This is a genomic window from Streptomyces sp. NBC_00513, from assembly GCF_041431415.1.
Classification (GTDB): domain Bacteria; phylum Actinomycetota; class Actinomycetes; order Streptomycetales; family Streptomycetaceae; genus Streptomyces.
In genome coordinates this window covers 6,510,043-6,534,698 of record NZ_CP107845.1, presented here as the reverse complement: position 1 = coordinate 6,534,698, position 24,656 = coordinate 6,510,043, and the positions used below count along the sequence as shown (strand labels likewise).

Genomic DNA, 24,656 nt, shown 5'->3' with positions numbered 1-24,656 from the left:
TTTTCGCTTCGGAGCCGCTTTCCTTGAGTCATCGACGACAAACGGCGACGAGAGCGACAAGAGGACATCCGATGACCGACGTTCTGATTGCGGGTTCCGGCCCGACCGGCTTGACGCTCGCTTGCGACCTGGCACGCCGCGGCGTTTCCGTGCGGGTCATCGACCAGCGCACCTCGCCGCACCACGAGTCTCGCGGCAAGTCCCTGAACCAGGACGGCCTCAAGGTCATGACGGACCTCGGCGTCGCCGGGCGACTGGCGGCCGTCGGCATTCCGAACCTGACGTTCCGCAAGTACTTCGACGGCGCCCATGTCAATGACACCCCCGTCCCCGAGTTCCTGTTCATGGGCCAGTGGCAGATCGAGTCGGTGCTGCGCGACCGGCTCGCCGAGTTCGGCGTGCACGTCGAGTACGGCGCCGGGCTCACGGCCGTGCGTCAGGACACCGCCGGGGTCGAAGCGGAACTGTCCGACGGCCGGGTGATTCGGGCCGGTCATCTCGCGGGGTGCGATGGCGGACGCAGCACGACCCGCACCCTCCTCGGGATCCCCTTCGAGGGCACGAGCGAGGAGGAACAGGCGATGGTGATCGGGGACGTGACGGCACCGGGGCTCGGTCGGGACGTCTGGCACCAGTGGTTCACCTCGGACGGCGGGGTCATGATGCTCTGCCCGATCCCGGAGACGGACACCTTCCAGCTTCAGGCCTCCCGGGAGCGCGACGAGCACGGCCGGCCGCTGCCACCTTCGTTGGAGAGCTTTCAGCGGCTCTTCGACCGGCACGCCCGGATGCCGGGGATACGACTCGGGGAAGCCACCTGGCTGTCGACCTGGCGGGTCAACGTTCGCATGGCAACCCGGATACGCCAGGGCCGGGTCTTCCTCGCGGGGGACGCGGCCCACGTCCAACCGATCGCCGGAGGGCTGGGCATGAACACCGGAATCCAAGACGCGGCGGCGCTGGCCCGCACACTGGCTGCGGCCCTCGACGAAGAGCCCGGACCCGCCCGAGAGGGGGCTCTCGGCGCATACGAGGCGGAGCGACTTCCGGCGGCGGCCGAGGTCTTGACCGAGACCGTCCGACGACACCGACGGGTGCTGGCCGCAGTGCGCACGGCGGGCAACGGTACGGAGACCGGCCGGGGCTGACCTTCCCCGCGATCCGCCGGCGGCGCCCCGGCGGTCGTGTCCCGCTCACGCCCCGCCCGGCACCCGAACCCGGAACGGCGGCCCCGCAGCGGCCCCGCAGCACCCCCCGCCCCGCCCACCGCCCAACCCCGGAACAACGGCCCCGCGGCGCTCCCCGCACCGCTCAACACGGGGGGGGAGAGGCACAGGCCGTACGACCGACACCGCCGCGGGGAAGCCCAGGTGGGGCGTCTCCCAGGTGGGGCGTCTCATGGGATCCCGCCGGGCCTGCGGCGCCCGGCGGCGCGGGCGTCAGGGAGTGGGGACCGCGTCCGAGAGGGAGAGCGTGTGGATGCGATCCGGGGCGCCGGGGCGGGCGTAGTACCAGCCCTGCGCGGTGTCGCAGCCGAGGTCCCGCAGTTGGGCGGCCTGGGCCCCGGTCTCCACGCCCTCGACGGTCACGGCGAGTTCGAGGCTGTGAGCCAGGGCGACGATCCCCTCGACGATCTTGACGTCTACGGGGTTGGCCGGTTGGTGCTGCATCCCCTGGGTGAAGGAGCGGTCCAGCTTCAGGACGCTGACCGGGAGGCGGCGCAGGTTGGCCAGGTTGGAGTAGCCGGTGCCGAAGTCGTCGAGGGCGATGTCCACGCCGAGTGCCGCGAGCCGGCGCAGCGGTTCGAGGAGTTCGTCGTCGGCTCCGATCAACGCCGACTCGGTGACCTCCAGGCACAGCGCGCCCGGGGCCAGCCCGGAGGCCTCCAGGACCCGGACGGTGTCGGCGACCAGGCCGGGGTGGTGGAGCTGGGTCGGCGACAGGTTGACGTTGATCCGCAGGGCCGAGCCGCCGTACTGGCGCTGCCAGTTGCAGGCTTGTCGGACGGACTCCTCCAGGACCCAGCGGCCGAGGGGCACGATCAGTCCGGTGCGCTCGGCCAGCGGGATGAAGCGGTCCGGGCCGAGTACCCCGTACTGCGGGTGCGACCAGCGCACCAGGGCCTCCGCGCCGTGGACGCTGCCGTCGTGCATGTGCACCAGCGGCTGGTACTCGATGAAGAACTCGCCGCGTTCCAGCGCCGCCGGGAGGGCGTTGGTCAGCCCGTGGCGGGTGATGGCGCGGGCGTCGGCCTCCTCGTCGGCGAACTCGAAACGGTTCCCGCCGGCCGCCTTGGCCCGGTACATCGTGATGTCGGCGCTGCGCAGCACCTCCGCCGGGGTGCGTTCGCCCGCCGGGCCCTCGACGATGCCGATGCTGCCCCGGACGGTCAGCTCCCGACCCTCCAACCGGATCGGGGTGGAGAGCGCGGAGAGGATGCGGACCGCCAGTTCCGTCACCTTCTCCTCGGTGTCGGACCCGGTGGTCAGCGCGACGAACTCGTCGCCGCCGAGGCGCGCGACGACCTCGCCGGGCCCGGTCGCACAGCTCTCCAGCCGGTCGGCGACCTCCACCAGCAGTCGGTCGCCCGCCGAGTGTCCGAGACTGTCGTTGACCGCCTTGAAGCCGTCGAGGTCCAGGTAGCACAGGCCGAAGCGGCTGCCACCGGCCCCGTTGAGGGCCTTCTCCAGGCGCTCGAAGAAGAGCGTCCGGTTGGGCAGGCCGGTCAGGGCGTCGTGAGTGGCCTCGTAGCGCAGCCGCAGGTTGAGCAGCCGGCGCTCGGTGGTGTCCTCCATGAGGGCCAGTTGGTACTGCGGCCGTCCCTCGGCGTCACGCAACAGCGACACCGTCAGGTTGGTCCACAGCACCGTTCCGTCGTGCCGGTAATAGGGCTTCTCCACCCGGTAGTGCTCGCGCTCCCCGCGCACCAGCTCGCCGTACATCCGCCAGACGTGCGGGGTGTCGTCGGGGTGGCCCCAATCGCTGACGTTGCGGCCCCGGACGTGTCCTTCGAGGCCGCCGAACATCTGCAGCAGGGTGTCGTTGACCTCCAGCACGTTGCCCTGGAGGTCCGCGATGCCGATGCCGATCGCGGCGCCCTCGAATACGGCCCGGAAGCGTGCCTCGCTGGCGTGCAGGGCCTTCTGGGCGTCGATGCGGGCGGTCAGGGCGGAGCGGGCGATGGCCTCCTGCTCCTTGAGGGTGCGTTCGCGCAGCGCCCGGGCGAATCCGGCAGCGATGCCGTGCTGGAGCCTGGCGCAGCGGGCCCGGTACTCCTCGGTGCCCTCCACTCCGGCGCCGTCCGGGCCGCAGTACAGGACGAGGTACGACTCGACCACGCCGAGGGTCCCGGCCAGGGCTTCCGGGTCGGTGCAGTGCACGGCGACGAGTTCGGCGCCGACCCGCTGGGCGATGGCCGCGTCGAAGGGGCGCGCGTGCAGTGCCTCGGTGAGGGTACGGGTGAGCGGGACGAGGTGTCGTTCGAACTCCGGCCTGGTCAGCGACGTGGCGGTGACCGGGAAGATGGCGCGCCCCCAGATCGTCGCGAAGCGCGCGATCCGGTCCTCCAACCCGCTCCGCAGCTCTCCCACGGCCGCCCGGCCCGCGCGCGGGCCGGGCGGTGGCTTGTCCTCGCTCGGGGGTTCCTTCGGGTGCTTCCCGGCCCCGGCGCCCGACTGGAGGGCCGGGGCCGGGGTGGCGGAGTGCGGGGTCGGAGCCGGGAGTCTCACGCCTTGCGTCCCACGCCGCCGAAGCCGGAGAAGGCGTACGGGTCCTCCGGTGTGTCGCCGTCGGCCGGCGAGTCGGCGCGGTCGGGGCGCCAGTCCGGCATGGAGACCAGGCCGGGTTCGACCCACTCGAAGCCGTCGAAGAAGCGGCTGATCTCCTGGTGGTCGCGCATCACGAGCGGGTTGCGGATGTCCCGGTAGACACCGACCGCCCCGCCCGCGACCTCCTGCGACAGCGGGATGCCCTCGTAGGAGGCGTGGGTGAGGATCAGCAGGCTGCCCGGGGCCAGCGCGTCGCGCAGTTGCGCGACGGCGACGTACGGGTCGTCCGAGTCCTCGAGGAAGTGCAGGACGGCGACGAGCAGCAGTGCGACCGGGCGTTCGAAGTCGATCAGTCGGCCGACCTCGGGGGCGGCGAGGATCTCCTGCGGTTTGCGCAGGTCGGCGGCGACGACTCCGGTGAGTTCGTCCCCGGCCAGGACGGCCTGGCTGTGCGCGACGGCCACCGGGTCGTGGTCGACGTAGACGACGCGCGCCTCGGGGCTGGCGGCTCGGGCGATCTCGTGGACGTTGCCGAAGGTCGGGATGCCGGAGCCGATGTCGAGGAACTGGGTGACGCCCTCGGAGACGGCGTGTCGGACGGCGCGCCGCATGAATGCCCGGTTGGCCTGCATGATCTTGGGGAGGCCCGGCAGGAATTCCATGGCGCGCCGGGCGGCCTGGCGGTCGACCTCGAAATTGTGCGAGCCGCCCAGGTAGTAATCGTAGATGCGGGACACGCTCGGCACCGATATGTCGATGCCTGGCGGGGCCCAGGCGGGGCGCTCCATCGGGGTCTCCAAGCGGTAGTCGTGCCGTGGTCCGTCGAGGGTCCGCCCGGGGGTCGGACTCCTGTCCGAGCCGAATGTACTGATCATTGCCCAACGGGGCGAGCAAAAGCGGAAATTGGCGATCCGTTCTTGGTCACACACCAAAGCCAGGAACGGGTCCCTCCGGGGGCTTTGAGCGAAACCGACAAATACCTTTTGGGAATTGACCGATCGGTAACCTGGCGCGACCGAAGACTGGCTCAAACCTCTATGGTCCGAACTCCGCCCGTTCAGGCGAACCGGAGCCGACCTCCACGTGCGCGGGCGCGCGCGGGCCCATGCTCCCGGGGTGAACAGAGCCTGTGCCCGGCGCCTGCTGGCGGTCCCGGTCCTGCTGTGGGCGGCCTTGTCCGCCACGCCGGCCGTGGCTGATAGCCGCGCCTACGCGACGATCGACACCGGGGACGGCGCGACCGCCGTCAGGGCGTTCGCGGCCTCCGGCAAGGGCGGGGGCGGAGCCGGCCGAGGTGGCGCACATCACGAAAACAGCCACGCCGCCGGCCGTGCGAACGACCGGGGGAACAGCGAGGGATCCGACCGCGGAAACGATCGCGGAAGCGGCCGCGGGAACGATCGCGGCCATGGTCACGGCGGGCACCACGGCGGAGGCCATCACGGTGGACACCACTGCCCGCCCCCACCTCCCCCGCCCTGCCCGCCGAAGCCGACGCCCACTCCCACGCCCACACCGACCCCCACGCCGACGCCCACCCCGCCACCGCCGAAACCCACCCCGCCACCGAAGCCCATGCCCACCCCGCCGCCTCCCGCGCCGCCCAAGCCGGCCCCCAAGCCACCCCCGAAGCCCGCCCCCAAGCCGGTGCCCAAGCCGGCGGCACCCGCGCCTCCGATCCTCGTGGTCCACAAGCCGGCGGCCCCGCTGCCGAAGCCCGCACCGGAGCCGGCGCCCACCCCCGTGGTGACCCCGCCGCCCGCACCGCCCAAGGTCGTGGCCCGGCCGAGTTACCACGCCATGACCCGCAAGCCGGTCGAGCGCCACATCTCGCCGGTCACCTTCACCCTCATGACCGCGGCTCCCGCGGTGCTCGCGATCGTCGCGCTGCGCCCGCGCTGACCCGCTCTCGATCCTTTCCCTACCCCTTGTCTTGGAGTCATCTTGTCGGAATGGCTCGTCCTGTCCCTCGCGATGGCAGCGGCCTGTGCCGTGGTGCTGTCCATCGCCTTCTTCAATCACCGGCGGATCGGCGACGACGACGATCCGAACGAGACCCCGGACGTCATCGAGTACATGACGATGATGATCGGGGTGATCTACGCGATCGTCCTGGGCCTGGCCATCGCGGGCGTCTGGGAGGGCCGCGGGGCCGCCCAGGAATACGTGCGCCAGGAATCGCAGGCCCTGCACGAGATCAGCGTCCGATCCGAGGTGTATCCGGCTGACGTCCGCAAGAAGATCCGCTCCGACGTCGACGCGTATGTGACGCACGTGGTCGACACGGAGTGGACGCAGATGGCGGAGAATGGTGAACTCACTGATCAGAGCGCACAGTTGTTGGAGCGCATCCGCCGGGACGTGACCGACTACGAGCCGCGGACCGACCACGAGGGGCAGGCCTACCAGCCGCTGGTCGACCAGGTCGCGCTGGTGGACGACGCCCGTAACGCCCGCGGCCAGAGCGCCGGGGCCACCATGCCCGGTGTGGTGTGGTTCGGTCTGATCGCCGGCGCCCTGGTGACGGTCGGGTTGATCTTCACCCTGCAGATCCGGCGCTCGTTCCGGGAGATGCTGCTGGCGGGGCTCTTCAGCGCCCTGATCGCCTTCCTGCTCTTCCTGATCTGGGACTTCGACGCACCGTTCGGGCGCGGCATCGCGGCGACCGCGGAACCGTTCCTCGCCCAGTTCCCGCATTTGGGCCTGGAGAACTGACTGCCTGGAGAACTGATCCTGGAGAACTGACGGGGCACCGCACCCCCGCGTCCGCCGGCAAACCGGGGACGGGCCTCCCGTCCCCGGTTCGGCCTACCGGCATGCCCCATTCGCCCGTTCCTGATCGCGGGTCACCGCCCCCGCACCTAGCGTGGCGAGCATCGAGGCGCACGACCCCCCACGTGCGGAAACCGTTCCGCGGCTGCTCCTCGGGGATCCGGAGAAACTCCATGGGTGCGATACGCAGCTCCGCCACTGCCCTGCTGAGCGCCGGTGCCACGGGTGCCGCTCTCGCGCTCGGCGCCCTGGGCGCGCCCGCCGCTTCCGCGGCCGAGGCCGCGCCCATCACCTCGTTCGGCTTCGCCATCACCCCCTCGACCGTCGCGCGCGGCGGTCAGACGGTGCTCTCCGTCAGCGGCTGCGATTCGGCGTTCGCCACCGCCTCCTCCGGGGTCTTCGACACCGTGAGCATCGCCCGCGGCCAGACCGCGCGGGTCACCGTGGACCGGGACGCGCGGGTCGGGGCCCTGTACTCCGTCTCCTTCACCTGCAACGGGGAGACCGGGTCCGCCGACCTGACGATCGCCGGTGGCACGGCTCGGCCGACCACCAGTTCCACCGTGGGCGTCCGCCGCACGCCGGCCCCGATCCCGCCCCCGCCGCTCGCCGTCACCCCCACCCGGACGCCGACCCGGACGCCGACCCGGTCGGCCGTTGTCACGCCCACCCGGTCCGTGCCCCGCCCCGCCTCCAGCACCCCCGGACTCGGTGTCCGAGGCGGCCTCGGCGGCAGTGTGGCCGGCATGGATCCCGTGGAGTTGGGCCTGGGTGCGGCGCTGGTGCTCGCCGGCGCGGCCGGCACCACGTACGCCCTGCGCCGGCGCCGCTCGACCCGCGGCCACTGACCCGCTCGCACGGGCCGCACCCCGCCCGACCCGCGCCCACCACCCGTACCACCCGTACCGCCCGCACCGCCCGTCCCTCTCGTGCGCACCATCCGTTCCGCGTACCCGACAACCGCCGGTCGCCCCGAGTCCTGGTCAGGACTTCGGGGCGACCGGCGGTTCCGGGACGACCGGGGAGGTCGGCGGCCTGTCAGGCCCGGCCGGCGAGGGGACGGCGACGGCGCATCACGTGGACGCCGGCCCCGAGGGCGGCGGCGCTGATCAGCCCCGCGCCGATGGCGGTCTCGGTGGCGGACGGGCCGAAGGAGCCGCCCAGGCCGCCTTGCGCACCGCGCCCGTCGAGGATCGTGAAGCGGTGCGTGGCCACCAGGCTGTTGTCGTGGCACTTGACGGACAGCGTCTGGTGGCCGGGGGACGCGTGATTGAAGATGCGGACGGTCGCGAACCCGATGGAACCGGCCGACAGGTTCGTCTGCGGAAAGTTGCCGTGCGACCAGACCGTGCCACCGTGGCCGCAGCCGGCCGCGCTGACCTGCATCGTGGAGCCCTGGTGGACGGAGTACGGATTGACCGTGACGTTGCTTGGGCCGTTGCCGCCGCCTGATGGCGGCCCGCCTGCCGGGTTCGCCGAAGCGAACGGAATCCCGAGACCGACGACGGCGAACGCCGCGGCGGTCACGGCAAGAGCGCGAGAAGCACGCATGGTGGAACCTCCAGCGGGAAGCGCCCCGGAGCGGTCGCCCGGGAAGATCGACGAGAACGCCTCCCATCACGAACCCTCGGGTCGGCTCGCAACCAGCGCATTTCCGGCTTTGGGCCGCCCGGTTGAGCGACACGCCGAAGCGCGGGCATCTCATCTGACGGATCCGCAGGTCACGACCCGTCAGCCATTTATGTGACGATTACCTGGATGGCCGCACCCCGTCCGGCGGCACCACCCGTTCGCCCTTCCCCGATCGCCGTCCCGCGCGTGCACCCTTAGCGTGCGTGAAGAAGGGCGTACCGGGGAGGGACTGGAACGCGGGTCGGGACCCCCGCGTCGGGAAGGGAGAGCCATGACCGAGGACGAAAGTGAGCAGCGACCGAGGAGGTACTCCCCCTGGGGTGCGCTCGCGCTGGTCCTGCTCACCGGCCTCGCCATGATGCGCAACGGCGTGGACTTCGAGGACGGGCCGCCACAGCCCGCCGCCGCGGCGGCGGTCGGGGCGCATACCGATCGACTGCCGGCAGCACCACCCGCGCCGCCCGCGGACATGGAGGTGTTGGAGCACTCGTCGGTCCAACGCATCCGGATCCCCGGGATCAGCGTGGACGCGCCGGTGATGACGGTCGGGCTGGACGCGACGGGCTGGATCGACGCCCCGCCGCCTGCGGATCCGAACCTCGCCGGCTGGTACCTCAACGGGATCTCGCCGGGCCAGCGCGGGTCCGCCGTGATCGTGGGTCACGTGGACAACGCGCAGGGTCCGGCCGTTTTCTACGGTCTGGGTTCGGTCCGCAAGGGCAGCCGCGTCGAGGTGGAGCGGTACGACGGGCGCACGGCCGTGTTCGAGGTGTACGGCGTGGAGGTGTTCTCCAAGGACGCCTTCCCCGGAGCCCGGGTGTACGGGGACACCGGGCACGCGGAACTCCGGGTGATCACTTGTGGCGGCGGCTACTCGAAGGCTCGGGGCTACGACGGCAACGTGGTCGTCTTCGCCCGGATGGTGGAGGCCCGCTGAGCGGTCGATCGGCGTCGGTACGTCGCCGCCGCGCAGGGGATCCTCAGCGCGGCGGCGACGCGGGCAGCGTCGGCAGGGTCATCCGGTAGCCCCGCGACAGCAGTTGGGGCAGGTAGGTGGCGAGTGCCTGGACGCTCTGCGCGCGGTCTCCGCCCGCGTCGTGGTTCAGCACGATCACCCCGGATCCGGCGCCCTTGAGGACGCGGGAGACGATGGCCGTGGTGCCGGGCTCCGTCCAGTCCAGGGAGTCCACGGTCCAGGCCAGCGGCTCCATGCCCAGTTCGGCGCCGATCTCGAAGGCGGCCCTGTTCCACGCCCCGTACGGCGCCCGGAACCACTGGGGTGCCTCGCCCACCGCTTGTTGTACGACGTCGCTCGTGCGTCCGATCTCGGAGGCGAGGGCGGGTCGGGTGAGTTGGGGGATCAGCGGGTGGGTCCAGGTGTGGTTGCCGATGACGTGTCCCTCGGCGACCATGCGGCGCATCAGGTCGCGGTTGTCGGTGGCCATCTCCCCGCAGACGAAGAACATGGCGCGGACGTGGTACCGGGCGAGGGTGTCGAGGATCCCGGGGGTGTAGCGGGGGTCGGGGCCGTCGTCGAAGGTGAGCACCATGGCGCCGGCCGTGCTCGGGTCGGCCGGCAGTCCCTCGATGGGTCGGGTGCGGACGGCGGGCTTCGCCGCGGCCGGACGCACGGGTGAGTCGGAGGTCATCGGGGCCAGCCGGTACGAGGTGGGGGGCGGGCCCTGGGGCAGGCGGGCGGGCGGGCCTCCGGCGGGTCCGGGGCCGGCGGCCGGGGCCGGGCCGGCGGCTCTCGGGACGTGTGTGTCGGTCTCGCCCCCGGTCAGCAGCCCGGAAGCGGCGGCGACTCCGAGGAAGACGGCGCTGCGCAGGAGCACGCGTCGCCCTACTGTCGGTTCGTCATTTTTCATTCTTACTACGTATCAACGACATCGTCGAAGATGTCGAGAGGCGCGGGAGCGCTTCCTCCCCCTCACCCGCACGGACCAGCCGCGTCCGGACGGGCCGGCCGCGTCCGGACCGGTCAACCGCGGCGCACCAGCGGGAACGGAAGCGTCTCCCGGATCGTCAGACCCGTGAGGAACATGACGAGTCGGTCGACGCCGATCCCCAGGCCCCCGGTCGGCGGCATCGCGTACTCCAGCGCGTCCAGGAAGTCGTTGTCGAGTTCCATCGCCTCCGGGTCGCCGCCCGCGGCCAACAGCGACTGTTCGGTGAGTCGGCGGCGCTGTTCCACGGGGTCGGTGAGTTCCGAGTAGGCGGTGCCCAGTTCGGTGCCGAAGGCCACCAGGTCCCAGCGTTCGGCGAGTCTGGGGTCCTTGCGGTGCTGTCGGGTCAGCGGGGAGACGTCGGTGGGGAAGTCCTTGTAGAAGGTGGGGAGCTTGGTCCGCTCCTCCACCAGCCGCTCGTACATCTCCAGAACCACGTCGCCGCGGGTGTTCTCGGGGGTGTGGGGGACCGACGCCCGGTCGCACAGCCGGCGCAGCACGTGTTCCTCGGTGTCGGCGTCGACCTCCTCGCCGAGTGCCTCGCCGATCGCCCCGTACATCGTCTTGACCGGCCAGGTCCCGGAGATGTCGTGGACGACGAGCTTGCCGTCGGCGTCCGCCTTGTGGGCGATGGGCGAGCCGTAGGCGGCGGTGGCGGCGCCCTGGATGAGTTCGCGGGTGAGGTCGAGCATCACGTCGTAGTCGGCGAACGCCTGGTACGCCTCCAGCATCGTGAACTCGGGGTTGTGTTTGTAGGAGACGCCCTCGTTGCGGAAGGTGCGGCCCATCTCGAAGACCTTCTCCATGCCGCCGACGCAGAGCCGCTTCAGGTACAGCTCGGGCGCGATGCGCAGGTACAGGTCGAGGTCGTAGGCGTTGATGTGGGTGCGGAACGGCCGGGCGTTCGCCCCGCCGTGGATCTGCTGGAGCATCGGGGTCTCGACCTCCAGGTAGCCGCGGTCCAGCAGCCCCTGGCGCAGGGCCTGGACCGCGCTGGAGCGGGCGCGTACGACGTCCCGGGCCTCCGGGCCGGAGATGAGGTCGAGGTAGCGCCGGCGCACGCGCGCCTCGGGGTCGGCGAGACCCTTGCGCTTGTCGGGCAGCGGGCGCAGGCATTTGCCGGTGAGCTGCCAGGAGGCGACCACGACGGACAGCTCGCCGGTCCTGCTGGTGCCGACCTCACCGGAGACCACGACCTGGTCGCCGAAGTCGACCTGGGAGGTGAAGGAGTCCAGTACCTCCGCTCCGGCCTCGTCCCGCGTGAACATCAGCTGGGTGTCGCCGGTCCAGTCGCGCAGCACGGCGAAGACCACGCCGCCGAGGTCGCGTACCACCATGAGGCGACCGGCGAGGGTCACCTCCTCGCCGGTCCGGGCTCCGGGCGGGTAGCCGGGGTGGGCGGCCTTCAGCTGTGCGACGGTGTGGGTGCGCTGTCGGATGCCGACCGGGTAGGGGTCGGTGCCGGCGGCCCGGATCCGGTCCAGCTTGGCGTGGCGGACCCGCACCTGCTCGGGCAGTCGTTCGACCGGGGCGCCCTGGCCGGGCTCCCCCACCGATTCCAGTCCGAGGGAGTCGATGGAGGGCAGACCCGCGGTGCTGGACGGGGCGGTGAGGCCCTTGGGGTGGCCGTTGCCCCACAGGGTGCGCATGCGCGGTACGGAGACGAAGCCCTCGGCGATGCCGGAGGCGAGGCTGACCCGGGCGAGCGAGCCGGCGTCCTGGTAGCAGAGGAACCGGGGGTACCACTCGGGGCCGTACTTGACGTTCGAGCGGTACAGGGCCTCCAGCTGCCACCAGCGCGAGAAGAACAGCAGCAGTTTGCGCCACAGCCGCAGGATCGGGCCGGCGCCGATCCTGCCGCCCTCCTCGAACGCGGACCGGAAGACGGCGAAGTTCAGGGAGATGCGGCGTACTCCCAGGCCGGGCGCGGCGGCGCACAGTTGGGCGACCATGAACTCCATGACCCCGTTGGGCGCGGAGCGGTCGCGGCGCATCAGGTCGAGGGAGATGCCGTCCTTGCCCCAGGGGACGAAGGACAGCAGGGCGATCAGCTCGCCCTTGTCGTCGAGGGCCTCGACCAGCAGGCAGTCTCCGTCGGCGGCGTCTCCGAGCCGGTCCAGGGCCATCGAGAAGCCGCGTTCGGTCTCGGTGTCGCGCCAGGTGTCGGCCCGGTCGACGATCATTTGCATCTCGTCCTCGGAGAGGGCGGAGTGGCGGCGGATGAGTGTCGTGGCGCCCGCGCGCCGGACCCGGTTGACGGCCTGCCGGGTGACGCGCATGTCGCGGCCGTCGAGGTCGAAGTGGGCCACTTGCAGGATGGCCTCGTCGCCGAGTTGCAGGGCGCCGAGCCCGGAGCGGGCGTACGCGGTCGCCCCGTCCTCGGAGGCGCCCATGACGGCGGGCTGCCAGCCGTAGCGGCCGGCGACCGCCAGCCAGGCGTTGATGGCCGGGGTCCAGGCGGCGGGGTCGCCGACCGGGTCGCCGCTGGCGAGGCAGACGCCCGCCTCCACGCGGTAGGTCACGGCGGCCTTGCCGCTGGGGGCGAACACGACGGCCTTGTCCCGGCGGGTGGCGAAGTAGCCGAGGGAGTCGGCGCGTCCGTACGCGCCGAGGAGGGCGCGGATGCGGGCCTCCTCGTCGCCGTGGAGGGCGGCGGTCAGCCGCTGGGAGCGGAAGAGGGTGGCTGCCGCGTTCAGCAGGGCGAGGGCGCCGAACAGGCCGAGCAGGAAGTAGAGGGGGCGGGGCGGGCGGCCGTCGAACTGGCGGGCGGAGAAGAGTCCGCCGAACACCTGCTTGGCGGCCCAGTCGAGCCACTGCCCCTGGGGCAGGGTGCCGGGGAACAGCGCGACCAGGCCCCAGCCGAGGAGGACGGCGGCGAGCAGTCCGAGGCCCAGTACGAGCAGGGCCCGCCACAGGGCGCCGGGTCGGGAGGCGGCGTAGAACTCGTTGCGGGCGGCGATGAGGACGACGAGGGCCGCGACGGAGATGCCCATCGAGATGCCGCCGACCTGGTAGTCCCCGTCCGCGATGATCAGGACGTCGACGAGGATCAGCAGGGCCAGATAGGTGACGACGATCCACCACGCGACCCGCTTGCGCATGCCGAGGGCGGCGGCGAGCAGGAAGAGGAAGACGGCGTACGCGAGGTTCTCGCTGACGGGCACCACGTACTCGTCGAGGAAGCGCGTGACGTGCCGCAGGAGTCTGCGCAGCGTCGGGGAGAGCGCCAGCAGGGCACAGAACAGGCCGAGCGTCCCGAAGAACGCTCCGAACGCGTCGGGAACCCGGTTGAGGAAGCGGTTCCGGGTTCCGCGCGTCTCCTCCACGGTGGCACTCATGGTTCGCACTGTAGGGAGGCCCGTGCCGGTCCGCGCGGCGAGGCGGCTAGCCTCGGAGGCGTGACAGAGCACGTGAACACGGGATTCGAGCGCGGTACGGACGGCCCGAAGGTGATCCTTGCCGGGGTCGACGGGTCGGAGTCCTCACTCCGGGCGGCGGCGTACGCGGCGGGGCTGGCCCGGCGGCAGAACGCGCTGCTGGCGTTGGTGTACGTCCAGCCGGTGATGCAGGCCGGTGCCTCGCTGGGCGCCCCGGTGGCGGATGCGACCGGGGAGATCGCCGAGGGCATCGTCGCGGAGATCCGCGCCTCGGCGGAACGACTCAAGGGCATCTTCGAGGTGCGCTGGCAGTTCCACACGTTCCGCGGGGACCCGTACGCGGGCCTGGTGAGCGCCGCGGAGGAGCTGACGGCGGACGCGGTGGTGGTCGGCGCCTCCGAGCAGGCCGGTCACCGGATCATCGGCTCGGTGGCGGTCCGGTTGGTCAAGGCGGGCCGCTGGCCCGTCACCGTCGTGCCGTAGCCCGACCGCTTCGCCCCCGTCCGGACCCGGTCTCCGGGTCGGCCGCGGTACCGGGTCGTGCGCCTCAGCGGGTCGGCCGCGTCACCGCTTGCAGGCCGTCCTTGGCGGCGCCTCGGCTGAGGACGGCCTCGGTGATGGCCTCGTGCGCGGTGCGGTGGTCGTCCCGGTCCGACGGTCCGGCCAGGGCGTCGACGAGGTTGACGACCCTGCCCTCGTCGTTGTCCATGAGCTGTGGGATGAACTCGGCTTTCGTGACCTGCCAGCGCTGACCGGCCGCGGCGGGCGGGGCGAAGGTGAAGCGGCCGATGGAGCTGTAGCTGCCGCGCAGGTCGCGGTCTCCCTCGTGGTTGTACATCTCGCCCGCCACCTGGTCGCCCATGCCGTAGACGATCCAGGTCCCGTTGACCTTCTCGTAGGCCTGTGGGATGTGCGCGTGGGTGCCGAGGACCAGGTCGATGTCCGGCCGTCCGGCCGTCTGCGACGCCGTGAGTTCCCTGCCCAGGGACAACTGCCTCTCGTCGGGCTCGGTCTGCCATTCCGTGCCCCAGTGCGTACTGACCAGCACCACGTCCGCGCCCGCCTTCCGGGCCGCCCGCGCGTCCGCGACGATCTTCTTGGATTCGAGCAGGTTGACCGCCCACGGCTTGCCCTCGGGCATCGGATAGCCGTTGGTGTCGAAGGTGTACGCCAGATGGGCGACCTTGGCGGTGCCCGCGGTGTACAGCCTGGTCCTGGCGGCCTCGGCGGCCGTTCGGGCCGAACCGGCGTGTCCCAGGCCGACCTTGTCGAAGCGGCCGAGGGTGCGTTCCAGCCCCTCCTCCCCGTCGTCCAGGGTGTGGTTCGACGCGGTGGAGCAGCCGTCGTAGCCCGCGTCCCTCAGCGCGTCGGCGATCTCGGGCGGCGACTTGAAGGCGGGGTAACCGCTGAAGGGCCCGCCCTCCTCGCCGTAGATCGTCTCCATGTGGCAGAGGGCCAGGTCGGCCGCCGAGACGACCGGTTTGACGCCTGCGAACAACGGCTTGAAATCGTGCCCGTCGCCGCCCGCGTCCACCGCCCCCTGCCGGATGACGGAGGTGTGGGGCAGTACGTCGCCGGTCGCCACCAGGGTGAACCCCCTCGCGGGGGCCCCGGCGGCGGCCGCGGGGGCGCCGCCGGCCCTGGACGGTGGGGGGCTCTGGGACGGCGCCAGTCGGGCGGGGGCGGTTCGCTCGGAGGTGGAGCAGCCCGCGACGGCGGCCGACAGCAGGACCGCGGACAACAGCGCGAGGGCCCGGCGGGTGCGCGTGGTCATCTGCCCCAACTCTCATTAGTAGGACTATCCGATGATCTGAATTCATAGAAGAAGGCGCCCCCTGTCAAGGAGCGGCGCCGCCCGTCGCCCGCCGGCTCACCCCGATGGCCGTTCGCCGCGCCGTTCGACCGTTCACCGTCCGGCGGGGCCGCCCACCGGACGACCCGGGTGCTTGGGCGCATCGGCGGCGCAGGACGGTTCCGGGGCGGCTCCGCGCAGGTCAGGGTGAGTTCGTCGGACCCGAGCGGGCTCCCCAGCGGACGCCGGCGAACCTCGGAAGGAGCCACTCGTGCCAACCTCCCCCACCCTCAGGCGCACGGATCCCGAGGCGCTGGCCGAACTCCAGCGCGACCACGGGCGGGCTCTGTTCGGTTTCCTGCTCGGCCTCACCGCAGGGGACGCGCAACGTGCCGAGGACCTCGTGCAGGAGACCCTCGTACGGGTCTGGCAGCACCCCGAGGTACTGGCGAGCAGCCACGACTCCATGCGGCCCTGGCTCTTCACCGTCGCCCGGCGACTGGCGATCGACGCGCGCCGGGCCAGGCTGTCGCGGCCTCAGGAGGTGGAGCCGGACGGCCTGGAGCAGGCGCCGGCGCCCGTGGACGCGGTGGCCGGCTCGGTCACGGCGATCGACGTGCGGCGCGCTGTCGGCAGCCTGGGGCCGGAGCACCGCGAGGTCTTGATGCAGGTCTACTTCCAGGACCGGTCGGTGGCCGAGGCCGCGGCGGAACTCGGAATTCCGGCCGGCACCGTCAAATCCCGCACGTACTACGCCCTGCGCGCCCTGAGGAAGGGGCTCCAGGGGTACGGACTCGGCGCCTGAGCGACCCCGACCGGGTGGAGAGCCGTCCATGAACCCGCTCAACGAATGTCTCGAATGCGCATGGATCGGACATGAAGCACATCGAAATCGGCATCAGAGCGTTCAAGTTGAGTAAACATCCCCCGCTCCGCGAGTCGCTCGGTGAAGGCTCAGGGCTGACGACGGGACGCTCGACACGCGGGAGAGGGTGGAACGGTGCAGCCCGAGGGTTTGAACGGCACCAGTGGCGGTGGGCTGGCGGTGCCCATGGCATGGCTCTACGCGGAGTACATCGCGGACGAGCTGCTGCGCACGGGCCGGCTGATCCCGGCCGGCACACAGGAGTTCCGCGCGGGACGCGACACGCTCGCGCTGACCATCTACCTCTCGGACGCCGCCGGCGAACTCTCCGGGATCCGCGTGGTGTCCCAACTCGACGAGTGGATGTCACTGACGGCGTACGGACACCCTTGGCGCGACTGGGTGGAGACCCGCTTCCTGCAACTCGGCGAGGAGGACCGCGCGCACGACGGCGGCGCGAACGCCGACCTGGAGCTGGCCCGCGCCGCATGGCGGTGGCTGGACCGCACCGAGCTGTTCGCCACCAACCTCGAACCCGACCGGAGCGAGCCCGAGGAGATGCCCCCGGGGTTGGACGAGAACGCCCGCATCTGGACCCCGGCCTGGCAACTGGGCCTGCCGTTGGGACACTTGGCGATGCACCTGTTCTGAGGTGCGACGGGGAGCGCGCGCCGCGGGGACTACCCCGGGCGGCGCCCCGGGGCCTCCGCGGGATCCGTGACCAGCCCGGTGAAGTCGGCCTCGTTCCGCTCGGCCCGCGTCACGTACCACCGGGCGATCAGCCACATCACCGGGTACACGAGCAGACCGAGCACCACCCAGACCAGCGGCCCCGAGCCCACGTGCGGCAGCAGGAACAGCAGCGGCAGCGTCGCCACCAGGAGCAGGAGAGCGGCCAACGCACCCAGCCCGGAGCGGAGTTGGCTGCGCATCAGGGCGCGTACGTAGGTGGCCCCGAGGGTGGTCTGCTCCGAGATCTCGGATCGCGCCGGCGTGTGTGGCGGCCTGCGGCGGGCGCCGCGCGGCACCCCCGTGACGGTCTCCCGCCGGGGCGGCGGCTGGTGCTCGGCCATGGTGGCGGATTCTACGCAGCCGGTCGCGGCGGGAGAAGGCTATTTCAGGAGCCGGGACAGCCTCCGGTCGGCGAGTGGCTTGCCGCCCGTCTGGCAGGTGGGGCAGTACTGGAGCGAGGAATCGGCGAAGGACACCGAGCGCACCGTGTCGCCGCACACCGGACAGGGCTCCCCCGTCCGGCCGTGCACGCGCAGGCCGCTCTTCTTCTCCGCCTTCAGCCGCCCGGCGGCCACCCCGTGGGCCCGGGCCACCGCCTCGCGCAAGGTGCTCTGGACGGCCTCGTACAGGGAGGTCACCTGCGGCTCGTCGAAGGAGGCGGCCAGTTTGAACGGCGAGACACGGGCCGCGTGGAGGATCTCGTCGCTGTACGCGTTCCCGATGCCGGCGATGACGCCCTGGTCGCGCAGCACCCCCTTGATCTGCCGCCGCTCCCCCGCCAGCAGCGCGGCGAAGGCGTCCCGGTCGAAGCCCTCGGCCAGCGGGTCCGGCCCGAGCCGGGCGATGCCGGGAACCTCCTGCGGATCGCGGACCACGTACACCGCGAGCCGCTTCTGCGTGCCCGCCTCCGTGAGGTCGAAGCCGCCGCCGCCCTCCAGCAGGAGACGCAGGGCGAGCGGGCCCTTCCCGGGACGCGGCGGCTGCTCGGGCATGGCGTCCTGCCAGCGCAGCCATCCGGCCCGGGCCAGATGGGTGACGAGGTGGAGTTCGCCGACGCGCAGGGCCAGGAACTTCCCGTACCGCGCGGTGGGCCCGATCGAGTGGCCTTCGAGGGCGGTGAGCGGGGGGTCGTACGTCTTGAGCACGCTGACGGCGAGCGGCAGGACCCGTTCGACGACCCGTCCGTCGAGGTGCTCGTCGAGGAACTCCCGCAGAGCCTCGACCTCGGGCAGTTCTGGCATCCTCCCAGCCTGCCGCCGGCTCCCCGACGGCGCGACTCGGCATGCGCTCGGGACTCGGCATGCGCTCCGGACGCCTCGCCTACCCCATGACGAACTCGCACCACACGCACTTGCCGCTCCCCCGCGGCTCCACGCCCCACACGTCCGCGAGCCGGTCCACCAGCATCAGGCCTCGCCCCGACACCCCGGAGTCGCCCGCCTCGCGACGCCTCGGCAGCGCGCTGGAGCGGTCCTCGACCTCCACCCGCAGGCGTCGTTGCGAACCGGCCAGGATCCGCAGCGTCACGATGGCCGGTCCGTCCGTGTGCATCAGGGCGTTGACGATCAACTCGTCCGCGACCAGTTCGATCTCGTCGGACCGGCCCCGGGCACCCCAGGCCCGAACCGCCGCGCCGATCATGTGGCGGGCGGCGACCAGCGCCTCGGGGTCGCCGGGGGCCACGTGCTGCTGGAGACGTCCGCCGACCTGTGGGGTCTCGTCCGGCTGGCGTCGCAGCAACAGGAGGGCCATGTCGTCGTTGCCACCCCGCTCGTCGACGACCTCGCAGAGCCGGTCGGCCAGCTCCCCCAGGTCGGCCGGTCCTTTGCGGATCAGGGTGGTGAGGAGTCGGATGCCGTCGTCGAGGTCGGCGCCGGGTTCCTCGACGAGCCCGTCGGTGCAGAGCAGAAGCGTTTCCCCGGGATCGAGTTCCACCGTGGTGACGCCGTACTCCAGCCTGCCGAACTCCGCCGACAGCCCGAGCGGCATCCCGCCCTCCACCGGCAGCCGCAGGCAGTCCCCGTCCCGGGTGCGCAGCAGGGGGTCGATGTGGCCGGCCCGGACCAGTTGGAGCACGCCCGTGGCCAGGTCGACCTCGGCGTACAGGCAGGTGGCGAACCGGTCGGTGTCCAGTTCGTGGAGGAAGACGGACGCCCGGGCCATCACCGTGGCCGGCGAGTGCCCCTCGGCCGCGTAGGCGCGCAGCACGATCCGCAGCTGTCCCATGACCGCCGCCGCGTGGGTGTCGTGGCCCTGCACGTCCCCGATGACCGCGCCCACCTTGCCGCCCGGCAGCGGGATGACGTCGTACCAGTCGCCGCCGATGTCCTGGCCCATCCGGGCGGAGCGGTAGCGGACCTCGATGTCGACGCCGGGGACGGACGGGATGCGGCGCGGCAGCATGGCCTGCTGAAGGCCCTCCGCCAGGTCGTGTTCCTGTTCCAGCAACATGGCCCGCTGGAGGCTCTGCGCGATGCTGCTGCCCAGGGCGACCAGCAGATTGCGTTCGTCCTGGGTGAAGCCGTCCTTGTCCTGGTAGAGGAGTCCGATGGCGCCGATCGGGCGGGCCTGGGCGATCAGCGGCAGATACGCGGCGGCCGAGATGTCCATGTACGAGATCTTGGCCCAGAGCTCCGGATAGCCCTCGGCGAATTCCTCCGCGGAGTCGAGGAAGCGCGGTTCGAGCGAGCGGACGACCTCGCTCATCGGGTACGCCTCGTCGATGCGGGTGTAACGGGTGCCCGGCACGAAACTGCCCACGGGCCCTTCGGCCACCAGGTGGATGCGGCCCGCCTCGACGAGGCCCATCACCATGCCCATCGAGCCGAGCCGCTCCAGGCCGTGGGCGTCACCGATGACGTCGATGACGTCCCGAACGGTGCGCGCGTGGGCGAGGGCGGCCGTGGTGCTCTCCACGACGGACGTCTGACGGCGGCGTTCCTCGTCCAGACCGAGGCGCTCGGCCGAGTGGCTGAGCTCCTCGGTCGCGTCGCGGACGATGCCGATGATCCGGTGCGGCCGCCCGTCCGCGCCGCGCATGACCCGGCCCTGCGTGTGCGTCCAGCGCAGTCGGCCGTCGCGGCAGCGGATGCGGAAGTAGGCGCCGTAACTGTCCACCCCGCTCTTGAGGGCACTGGACACGAGGGCGTCGAGCCGGGTCGCCTCCGCTGCCGGAACGCGCGGCGACAGGGACGCGGGGCGTCCGTCGTACGCGGCGGGGTCCGTGTCGAAGACGTCGAGGGCCGCTGCGTCCAGATGCATGAGCCCGGTGACCAGGTCCCAGTCGAAACTGCCCATGCGGTTCAGCGAGAGCGACCGGTCCGGGTGTGCGGGCCAGTCGTCCGGCAGCGATACGGTGGTCGGCACCGATCCACCATGACACACCGGCGGGTCAGGCGCTCTCCAGTTGCCCGCCCGGGTCCGAGGGCTGCTGCCCGACGTCGGGGACGGTGCCCGGGCCGTACGGATCCACCTGGTCCGGCGCCGCGTCCGGTCCGGTCGGCAACCCCGGGTCACCGTTCGGCGACCCCGGGTCGACGGGCATCGGCTCCGTGAAGGGGTCCGGGGGGATGTCCGACGGCTGACCGGGCGGTACGCCGGGCGGGACCTCGGAGGGCACCCCTGCCGCCGGGCCGGACGGTACCTCCTGCGGCTGCCCGCTCGGGACGCCCGGGGGAAGACCGCCGGGAACGTCCGCGGGCGGGCCGGAGGGGCCGTCGGACGGCGCCCCGGGGGGTGCCGACTCCCCGGGGGACGGCTCGGCGGAGGTGACGGGACCGTTCGGGATGCCGTCCGAAGGATCGTAGGGGGGCACCGCCTGCGGAGTCCTGTCCTGGGCTCCGTCGTCGCCGCTCGTCCGCTCGATCCAGGTGTTGTTGGCGATGTTGACAATGGTGAGTCTGCCCAGCACCTGGGCGGTGGGCTCGATGACGATCACCTGGTTCGCCTGGTAGCCGTTCCACGCGTCGCCCTTGAGCACCGGGCTCCCCTTGGGGGCGCGCGGCGCGCCCAGGGGATTGCCGCAGGCGCAGCGCACCCGGGGCATGCCGTGGTTGTCCACGAGGACGGCCGTCCCGGCCTGGAGCACGGACTGGAAGCTCTTCTCGCGGCCGTCGCGCAGGCCGTGGCTGGTCACGCGGGCGTCGGCGCGCAGCACCACCGGGGTGAGGCCGCGCAGGTACTCGGGGAGCCTCGCCTGTTCGATGCCGGAGGCGCGGGCGAAGGCACCGGCCTTGGCATCGTCCCCGGTGAGGAAGCCGACCTGCTGTTCGACGTCGCAGCTGCCGAGCCGCTGGGTTCCGCCGTACAGGCCCGGGGTGGCGGCGTTGACGGTGCGGATGCCCTGGCCGGACGCGTTGGGGAGCGGCGGCTGGACGGGGGCGGACTCGGCGGTGGCCGAGGAGTTGGTGAACGGGTCGGGGCCGGCCGTGCCGACCGGCTGGAGGTGGACCTCCTGGCTCTCGGGGCCGGCCGCCGCGGCCCGGGGCTCCTCGGTCGTGCCGCAGGCCGTGGCGAGCAGCCCGAGCAGGCCGACGAGCGCGAAGAGGGGCGCTCTGGCCGGTGTGTGACGGCGTGGTGTCTGACGGTGTGGATGGTGACGGTGTGTCGGTGCGTGCACGTCGGGCCCGTCGCTCACGTGTTTCTTCCTTTCGCCCCGGTTGCTCCTCCTTGTCTGCCGCATCTCTCCCGGGGCCGCATCTTGAACGCGTTCAAGGAACTCGTGTGGTCACAGCCTCTCCGAGCGCGCATACGCCTCCACTGACCGGCGCGGTCCGCCCCGGCGCCCGATACTGGAGGGGATGGACTGGTTCACGGCGCCCGACTACTGGCTGGGCCGGCTGGTCTTCCAGCGGGCCCTGGCCGGGGTGTACCTCCTCGCCTTCGTCGGGGCGGCCCTGCAGTTCCGGGCGCTGATCGGGGCGCACGGCATGCTGCCCGTGCCGCGACACGTGCGGCACGTGCCCTTCCGGCGCGCCCCGAGCCTGTTCCAACTGCGCTACTCCGACGGCCTGTTCGCCGGATGCGCGTGGACGGGGGCGGTGTTCGCGGCCGCGCTCGCCGCCGGCGTCGGGGACCTGGTGCCGCTGGGGGCGGCGATGGCCATGTGGGCCGTTCCCTGGTTGCTGTACCTGTCGATCGTGAACGTGGGACAGACCTGGTACGCCTTCGGCTGGGAGTCGCTGCTGCTGGAGGTGGGGTTCCTCGCGGTCTTTCTCGGCAACGCCCGGATCGGGCCACCGGTGCTCGTGCTGTGGCTGCTGAGGTGGGTCCTCTTCCGGGTGGAGTTCGGGGCCGGGCTGATCAAGATGCGGGGCGACCCCTGCTGGCGGAAGCTCACCTGTCTCTACCACCACCACGAGACCCAGCCGATGCCCGGGCCGCTGAGCTGGTTCTTCCACCACCTTCCGAAGCCGCTGCACCGCGTGGAGTGCGCGGCGAACCACGTGACCCAGCTCGTGGTCCCGGTACTGCTCTTCACTCCGCAGCCGGTGGCCTCGTACGCCGCCGCGATCGTCGTGGCCACCCAGGCGTGGTTGGTCCTGTCGGGCAATTTCGCGTGGCTGAACTGGATCACGATCACCATCGCGCTGTCGGCGATCGACTTCACGGGGCTCGCGGGCCCGCCGCCGGAGGCCGCCTCGCGCGGGGCGCCGCTCTGGTTCGTGGTGCTGGTGTGCGCGGTGAGCGCCCTGGTGCTCTGGCTCAGCCGGCACCCGGTGGCCAACATGGCCTCCCGCCGCCAGGCGATGAACCGCTCCTTCGACTCCCTGCACCTGGTCAACACGTACGGGGCGTTCGGCACGGTGGGGCGCGTCCGGGACGAGGTGGTGGTGGAGGGGAGCGCGGACCGGGTGCCGCGTGAGGACGGCGACTGGCGCGCCTACGAGTTCAGGGGCAAGCCGGGCGCGCCGGGCCGGATGCCCCGCCAGTTCGCCCCGTACCACCTGCGCCTGGACTGGCTGATGTGGTTCGCGGCGCTCTCCCCCGGCTACGCGCGGGACTGGTTCGGGCCGTTCGTCGAGCGCCTGCTGGCCGGTGACCGGGACACGCTGCGGCTGCTGCGGCACAACCCCTTCCCGGACGCCCCTCCGGTGCATGTGCGGGCCAGGCTCTACCGCTACCGGTTCACGACCTGGCGGGAGCTCCGTGAGACGGGCGCGTGGTGGCACCGCACCTTGCTGCGCGAGTACCTGCCGCCCACCCGCCTCGCGGAGACCTCCCGGTCAGAGCCCGAGTAGCGCCGCCTCCTGCTCCGGGGAGATCCCCTTGGCCGAGCGGTCGGGGCGTAGCGGGGCGTCGCCTTCGAGGGATCGGAGCCAGGCCCAGGTGTCGGCGGCGGTCTCGGCGACGGGGCGGCACACGAGCCCCGCCTCCACCGCCTTGGTCACGTCGCCGCTCATGTACGCGTGCAGTTCGCCGCCCTCGGGAAGCCAGATCGGCAGTTCGGTCCACGGCTGGACGCCCGCCGCCTCGATCGCGGCCGGGTCGATCCAGCGCAGCTCGGCGTTCCCGCCGGTGGCGGCGAGGCACGCTTCCAGGAGCTCCTCCATCGTGGCGTGGCCGACCGGGGAGACCAGGTTGTAGGGGCCGCCGCGCCCGGCCTCGGCGGCGTCCAGGGTCCAGGCCGCGAGGTCGCGCACATCGATGTACTGGAGCCGGTGCCCACGCGGTCCGGGAGCCACCATCGGACCACCGCGGGCGGCGCGGTTGAGCCACCAGGGCAGTCGGCCGACGTTCTCGTACGGGCCGATGATCAGGCCGGCGCGCACCAGCAGGGCGCGGTCGCCGAAGGCGTCGAGGGCGGCGAGTTCGCCGCCGCGCTTGTCCTCGGCGTAGGCGATGGATTCGGCGTCGGCCGAGCCCTCGATCAGCGGGCCGTCCTCGTCGAGGCCGGCCGGGGCCGGGTAGGCGTACACCGAGCGGCTGGATATGTAGACGTACCGCCCGACGCGGTCGGCCAGCAGGCGGGCGACGTCGCGCACGGCGGTGGGCGCGCCGCTCCACGTGTCGACGACGAGGTCCCACTCACCGTCGGCGAGGCCGGCCAGGCCCTCGACGGAGGTGCGGTCCCCGTGCACGACGCGGACCCCGGGCGGGGGTGCGTGGTGCCCGCGGTGGAAGACGGTCACCTCCCAGCCCCGGGCGAGGGCGTCCTCGGTGATCGCGCGTCCGACGAATTCGGTGCCACCCAGCATCAGTAGTTTCATGGAATGAGCCTGCCCGGCGGGCGGCCGGCGCGGAACCCGTGATCGCTCTCGGCGATGACGCCCAGGGCGTACGCGAATCGGGAACTCCGGTCGCACGGACCGGTGTCGGAGTCGCGGCGGGGCCCTGTCGGGGCCGAGGGGCGCATGCCTCGCCCCCGTCGCCGTGGTGTGGCGCGGGGGCGCAGGTCGGGGGCCCAAGAGGGGCCGGCGGCTCTAGTCGATGCCGGGGAGGATGTGCGGTTCGGCCAGGTCGTCCTCGTAACCCGCCAGCCGGATGGGGGCGGAACGCGCCCACACTTCGAGGCTTCCGAGTTCGTCGGACCGGGTCTTCCCCTTCACCGCTCGGACGGTTCGCTCCAGCGATGGGTCGGGCTTGGTCATTTCAGTCACCGCGAACTCCCTTGTGTCGCGTAACCCAGCGGGCTGATCGCGCGCCGGAGATAGGGAAATAAAGGTTTTCCGGACGCGGTGGCGCCTTGGTGGAGCGGGGCCCGGGTGAGGCCTCCATGCCGATCAGAGTACACATATGAGCGGGGTCCCGCTCGATGGAACGGTAAAATCCACT

At 72.0% G+C, this 24,656-nt stretch carries 21 protein-coding genes; 9 read left to right on the top strand and 12 right to left on the bottom strand.

Annotated features, from left to right (window positions below):
- The first annotated feature begins 71 nt into the window (after positions 1 to 71).
- Positions 72 to 1,148: an FAD-dependent monooxygenase gene (locus tag OHA84_RS29760; RefSeq protein WP_266968919.1), complete on the top strand. Its 1,077-nt coding sequence runs from the start codon at positions 72 to 74 to the stop codon at positions 1,146 to 1,148.
- A 291-nt stretch (positions 1,149 to 1,439) separates the two neighbouring features.
- Here OHA84_RS29760 and OHA84_RS29755 read toward each other — a convergent pair whose 3' ends face one another.
- Positions 1,440 to 3,590: a bifunctional diguanylate cyclase/phosphodiesterase gene (locus tag OHA84_RS29755; protein ID WP_053676985.1), complete on the bottom strand. Its 2,151-nt coding sequence runs from the start codon at positions 3,588 to 3,590 to the stop codon at positions 1,440 to 1,442.
- Between the two features lie 134 nt (positions 3,591 to 3,724).
- Entirely contained in the window at positions 3,725 to 4,555 is an 831-nt protein-coding gene (locus tag OHA84_RS29750) for an SAM-dependent methyltransferase (RefSeq protein WP_053676982.1), read from the bottom strand.
- Positions 4,556 to 5,342: 787 nt separating this feature from the next.
- Between OHA84_RS29750 and OHA84_RS29745 the strand changes: the two genes are divergently transcribed.
- The 3 genes from OHA84_RS29745 (at position 5,343) to OHA84_RS29735 (ending at position 7,387) form a co-directional block, all read left to right on the top strand.
- Positions 5,343 to 5,669 carry a hypothetical protein gene (locus tag OHA84_RS29745; RefSeq protein WP_266968921.1) on the top strand — a complete coding sequence of 109 codons (327 nt, stop codon included), beginning with the start codon at positions 5,343 to 5,345 and terminating at the stop codon, positions 5,667 to 5,669.
- 42 nt (positions 5,670 to 5,711) lie between these two features.
- Complete coding sequence (locus OHA84_RS29740) at positions 5,712 to 6,482, top strand: DUF4239 domain-containing protein (protein ID WP_053678716.1); 771 nt, start codon at positions 5,712 to 5,714, stop codon at positions 6,480 to 6,482.
- 230 nt (positions 6,483 to 6,712) lie between these two features.
- Complete coding sequence (locus OHA84_RS29735) at positions 6,713 to 7,387, top strand: hypothetical protein (RefSeq protein WP_266968922.1); 675 nt, start codon at positions 6,713 to 6,715, stop codon at positions 7,385 to 7,387.
- Between the two features lie 190 nt (positions 7,388 to 7,577).
- Here OHA84_RS29735 and OHA84_RS29730 read toward each other — a convergent pair whose 3' ends face one another.
- Complete coding sequence (locus tag OHA84_RS29730; protein ID WP_053682438.1) at positions 7,578 to 8,090, bottom strand: hypothetical protein; 513 nt, start codon at positions 8,088 to 8,090, stop codon at positions 7,578 to 7,580.
- A gap of 352 nt (positions 8,091 to 8,442) precedes the next feature.
- On the opposite strand from OHA84_RS29730, the gene OHA84_RS29725 reads away from it, so the two are divergent.
- Positions 8,443 to 9,108, top strand: a complete 666-nt coding sequence (locus OHA84_RS29725; RefSeq protein ID WP_266952186.1) for a class F sortase — start codon at positions 8,443 to 8,445, stop codon at positions 9,106 to 9,108.
- Positions 9,109 to 9,151: 43 nt separating this feature from the next.
- Here the strand turns inward: OHA84_RS29725 and OHA84_RS29720 are convergent, their stop codons facing one another.
- The gene (locus OHA84_RS29720; protein WP_266968924.1) at positions 9,152 to 10,039 is read right to left on the bottom strand and encodes a polysaccharide deacetylase family protein; all 888 of its coding nucleotides are present in this window, start codon (positions 10,037 to 10,039) and stop codon (positions 9,152 to 9,154) included.
- 113 nt (positions 10,040 to 10,152) lie between these two features.
- Positions 10,153 to 13,455, bottom strand: coding sequence for a bifunctional lysylphosphatidylglycerol synthetase/lysine--tRNA ligase LysX (gene lysX, locus OHA84_RS29715; RefSeq protein WP_266968926.1), 3,303 nt, complete (start codon positions 13,453 to 13,455; stop codon positions 10,153 to 10,155).
- A gap of 60 nt (positions 13,456 to 13,515) precedes the next feature.
- Between lysX and OHA84_RS29710 the strand changes: the two genes are divergently transcribed.
- Positions 13,516 to 13,977 carry a universal stress protein gene (locus OHA84_RS29710; protein WP_053682435.1) on the top strand — a complete coding sequence of 154 codons (462 nt, stop codon included), beginning with the start codon at positions 13,516 to 13,518 and terminating at the stop codon, positions 13,975 to 13,977.
- A gap of 64 nt (positions 13,978 to 14,041) precedes the next feature.
- Here the strand turns inward: OHA84_RS29710 and OHA84_RS29705 are convergent, their stop codons facing one another.
- Positions 14,042 to 15,268 carry a CapA family protein gene (locus OHA84_RS29705; RefSeq protein ID WP_266968928.1) on the bottom strand — a complete coding sequence of 409 codons (1,227 nt, stop codon included), beginning with the start codon at positions 15,266 to 15,268 and terminating at the stop codon, positions 14,042 to 14,044.
- A gap of 289 nt (positions 15,269 to 15,557) precedes the next feature.
- On the opposite strand from OHA84_RS29705, the gene OHA84_RS29700 reads away from it, so the two are divergent.
- Both OHA84_RS29700 and OHA84_RS29695 read left to right on the top strand, forming a co-directional pair.
- Entirely contained in the window at positions 15,558 to 16,091 is a 534-nt protein-coding gene (locus OHA84_RS29700; protein ID WP_053682433.1) for a sigma-70 family RNA polymerase sigma factor, read from the top strand.
- 246 nt (positions 16,092 to 16,337) lie between these two features.
- Positions 16,338 to 16,802 carry a hypothetical protein gene (locus OHA84_RS29695; protein ID WP_266952573.1) on the top strand — a complete coding sequence of 155 codons (465 nt, stop codon included), beginning with the start codon at positions 16,338 to 16,340 and terminating at the stop codon, positions 16,800 to 16,802.
- A gap of 29 nt (positions 16,803 to 16,831) precedes the next feature.
- Here the strand turns inward: OHA84_RS29695 and OHA84_RS29690 are convergent, their stop codons facing one another.
- The 4 genes from OHA84_RS29690 to OHA84_RS29675 all read right to left on the bottom strand — a co-directional run bounded on the left by OHA84_RS29690 (position 16,832) and on the right by OHA84_RS29675 (position 21,519).
- Positions 16,832 to 17,224: a hypothetical protein gene (locus OHA84_RS29690; protein ID WP_053682432.1), complete on the bottom strand. Its 393-nt coding sequence runs from the start codon at positions 17,222 to 17,224 to the stop codon at positions 16,832 to 16,834.
- 39 nt (positions 17,225 to 17,263) lie between these two features.
- On the bottom strand, positions 17,264 to 18,124 hold the full coding sequence (locus OHA84_RS29685) for an Fpg/Nei family DNA glycosylase (protein ID WP_053682431.1): 861 nt from the start codon (positions 18,122 to 18,124) through the stop codon (positions 17,264 to 17,266).
- A 79-nt stretch (positions 18,125 to 18,203) separates the two neighbouring features.
- Entirely contained in the window at positions 18,204 to 20,267 is a 2,064-nt protein-coding gene (locus tag OHA84_RS29680; RefSeq protein WP_053682430.1) for a SpoIIE family protein phosphatase, read from the bottom strand.
- Between the two features lie 7 nt (positions 20,268 to 20,274).
- On the bottom strand, positions 20,275 to 21,519 hold the full coding sequence (locus OHA84_RS29675; protein WP_266952160.1) for a DUF6777 domain-containing protein: 1,245 nt from the start codon (positions 21,517 to 21,519) through the stop codon (positions 20,275 to 20,277).
- A 163-nt stretch (positions 21,520 to 21,682) separates the two neighbouring features.
- On the opposite strand from OHA84_RS29675, the gene OHA84_RS29670 reads away from it, so the two are divergent.
- Positions 21,683 to 23,122 (top strand): lipase maturation factor family protein, encoded by a 1,440-nt coding sequence (locus tag OHA84_RS29670; RefSeq protein ID WP_266952158.1) that lies wholly within the window; start codon positions 21,683 to 21,685, stop codon positions 23,120 to 23,122.
- Here the strand turns inward: OHA84_RS29670 and OHA84_RS29665 are convergent.
- Positions 23,108 to 24,091: an NAD-dependent epimerase/dehydratase family protein gene (locus OHA84_RS29665; protein ID WP_266968932.1), complete on the bottom strand. Its 984-nt coding sequence runs from the start codon at positions 24,089 to 24,091 to the stop codon at positions 23,108 to 23,110. The genes OHA84_RS29670 and OHA84_RS29665 overlap by 15 nt on opposite strands.
- Positions 24,092 to 24,304: 213 nt before the next feature.
- Positions 24,305 to 24,481: a hypothetical protein gene (locus OHA84_RS29660; RefSeq protein WP_159041562.1), complete on the bottom strand. Its 177-nt coding sequence runs from the start codon at positions 24,479 to 24,481 to the stop codon at positions 24,305 to 24,307.
- Positions 24,482 to 24,656 lie beyond the last annotated feature (175 nt).

Excerpts from the sequence above, each read along its gene's own strand:
- OHA84_RS29760 (WP_266968919.1), top strand. The coding sequence starts at position 72 with ATGACCGACGTTCTGATTGCGGGTTCCGGCCCGACCGGCTTGACGCTC.
- OHA84_RS29750 (WP_053676982.1), bottom strand. The coding sequence starts at position 4,555 with ATGGAGCGCCCCGCCTGGGCCCCGCCAGGCATCGACATATCGGTGCCG.
- OHA84_RS29745 (WP_266968921.1), top strand. The coding sequence starts at position 5,343 with ATGCCCACCCCGCCGCCTCCCGCGCCGCCCAAGCCGGCCCCCAAGCCA.
- OHA84_RS29735 (WP_266968922.1), top strand. The coding sequence starts at position 6,713 with ATGGGTGCGATACGCAGCTCCGCCACTGCCCTGCTGAGCGCCGGTGCC.
- OHA84_RS29730 (WP_053682438.1), bottom strand. The coding sequence starts at position 8,090 with ATGCGTGCTTCTCGCGCTCTTGCCGTGACCGCCGCGGCGTTCGCCGTC.
- OHA84_RS29725 (WP_266952186.1), top strand. The coding sequence starts at position 8,443 with ATGACCGAGGACGAAAGTGAGCAGCGACCGAGGAGGTACTCCCCCTGG.
- OHA84_RS29720 (WP_266968924.1), bottom strand. The coding sequence starts at position 10,039 with ATGAAAAATGACGAACCGACAGTAGGGCGACGCGTGCTCCTGCGCAGC.
- lysX (WP_266968926.1), bottom strand. The coding sequence starts at position 13,455 with ATGAGTGCCACCGTGGAGGAGACGCGCGGAACCCGGAACCGCTTCCTC.
- OHA84_RS29705 (WP_266968928.1), bottom strand. The coding sequence starts at position 15,268 with ATGACCACGCGCACCCGCCGGGCCCTCGCGCTGTTGTCCGCGGTCCTG.
- OHA84_RS29695 (WP_266952573.1), top strand. The coding sequence starts at position 16,338 with ATGGCATGGCTCTACGCGGAGTACATCGCGGACGAGCTGCTGCGCACG.
- OHA84_RS29690 (WP_053682432.1), bottom strand. The coding sequence starts at position 17,224 with ATGGCCGAGCACCAGCCGCCGCCCCGGCGGGAGACCGTCACGGGGGTG.
- OHA84_RS29685 (WP_053682431.1), bottom strand. The coding sequence starts at position 18,124 with ATGCCAGAACTGCCCGAGGTCGAGGCTCTGCGGGAGTTCCTCGACGAG.
- OHA84_RS29670 (WP_266952158.1), top strand. The coding sequence starts at position 21,683 with ATGGACTGGTTCACGGCGCCCGACTACTGGCTGGGCCGGCTGGTCTTC.
- OHA84_RS29665 (WP_266968932.1), bottom strand. The coding sequence starts at position 24,091 with ATGAAACTACTGATGCTGGGTGGCACCGAATTCGTCGGACGCGCGATC.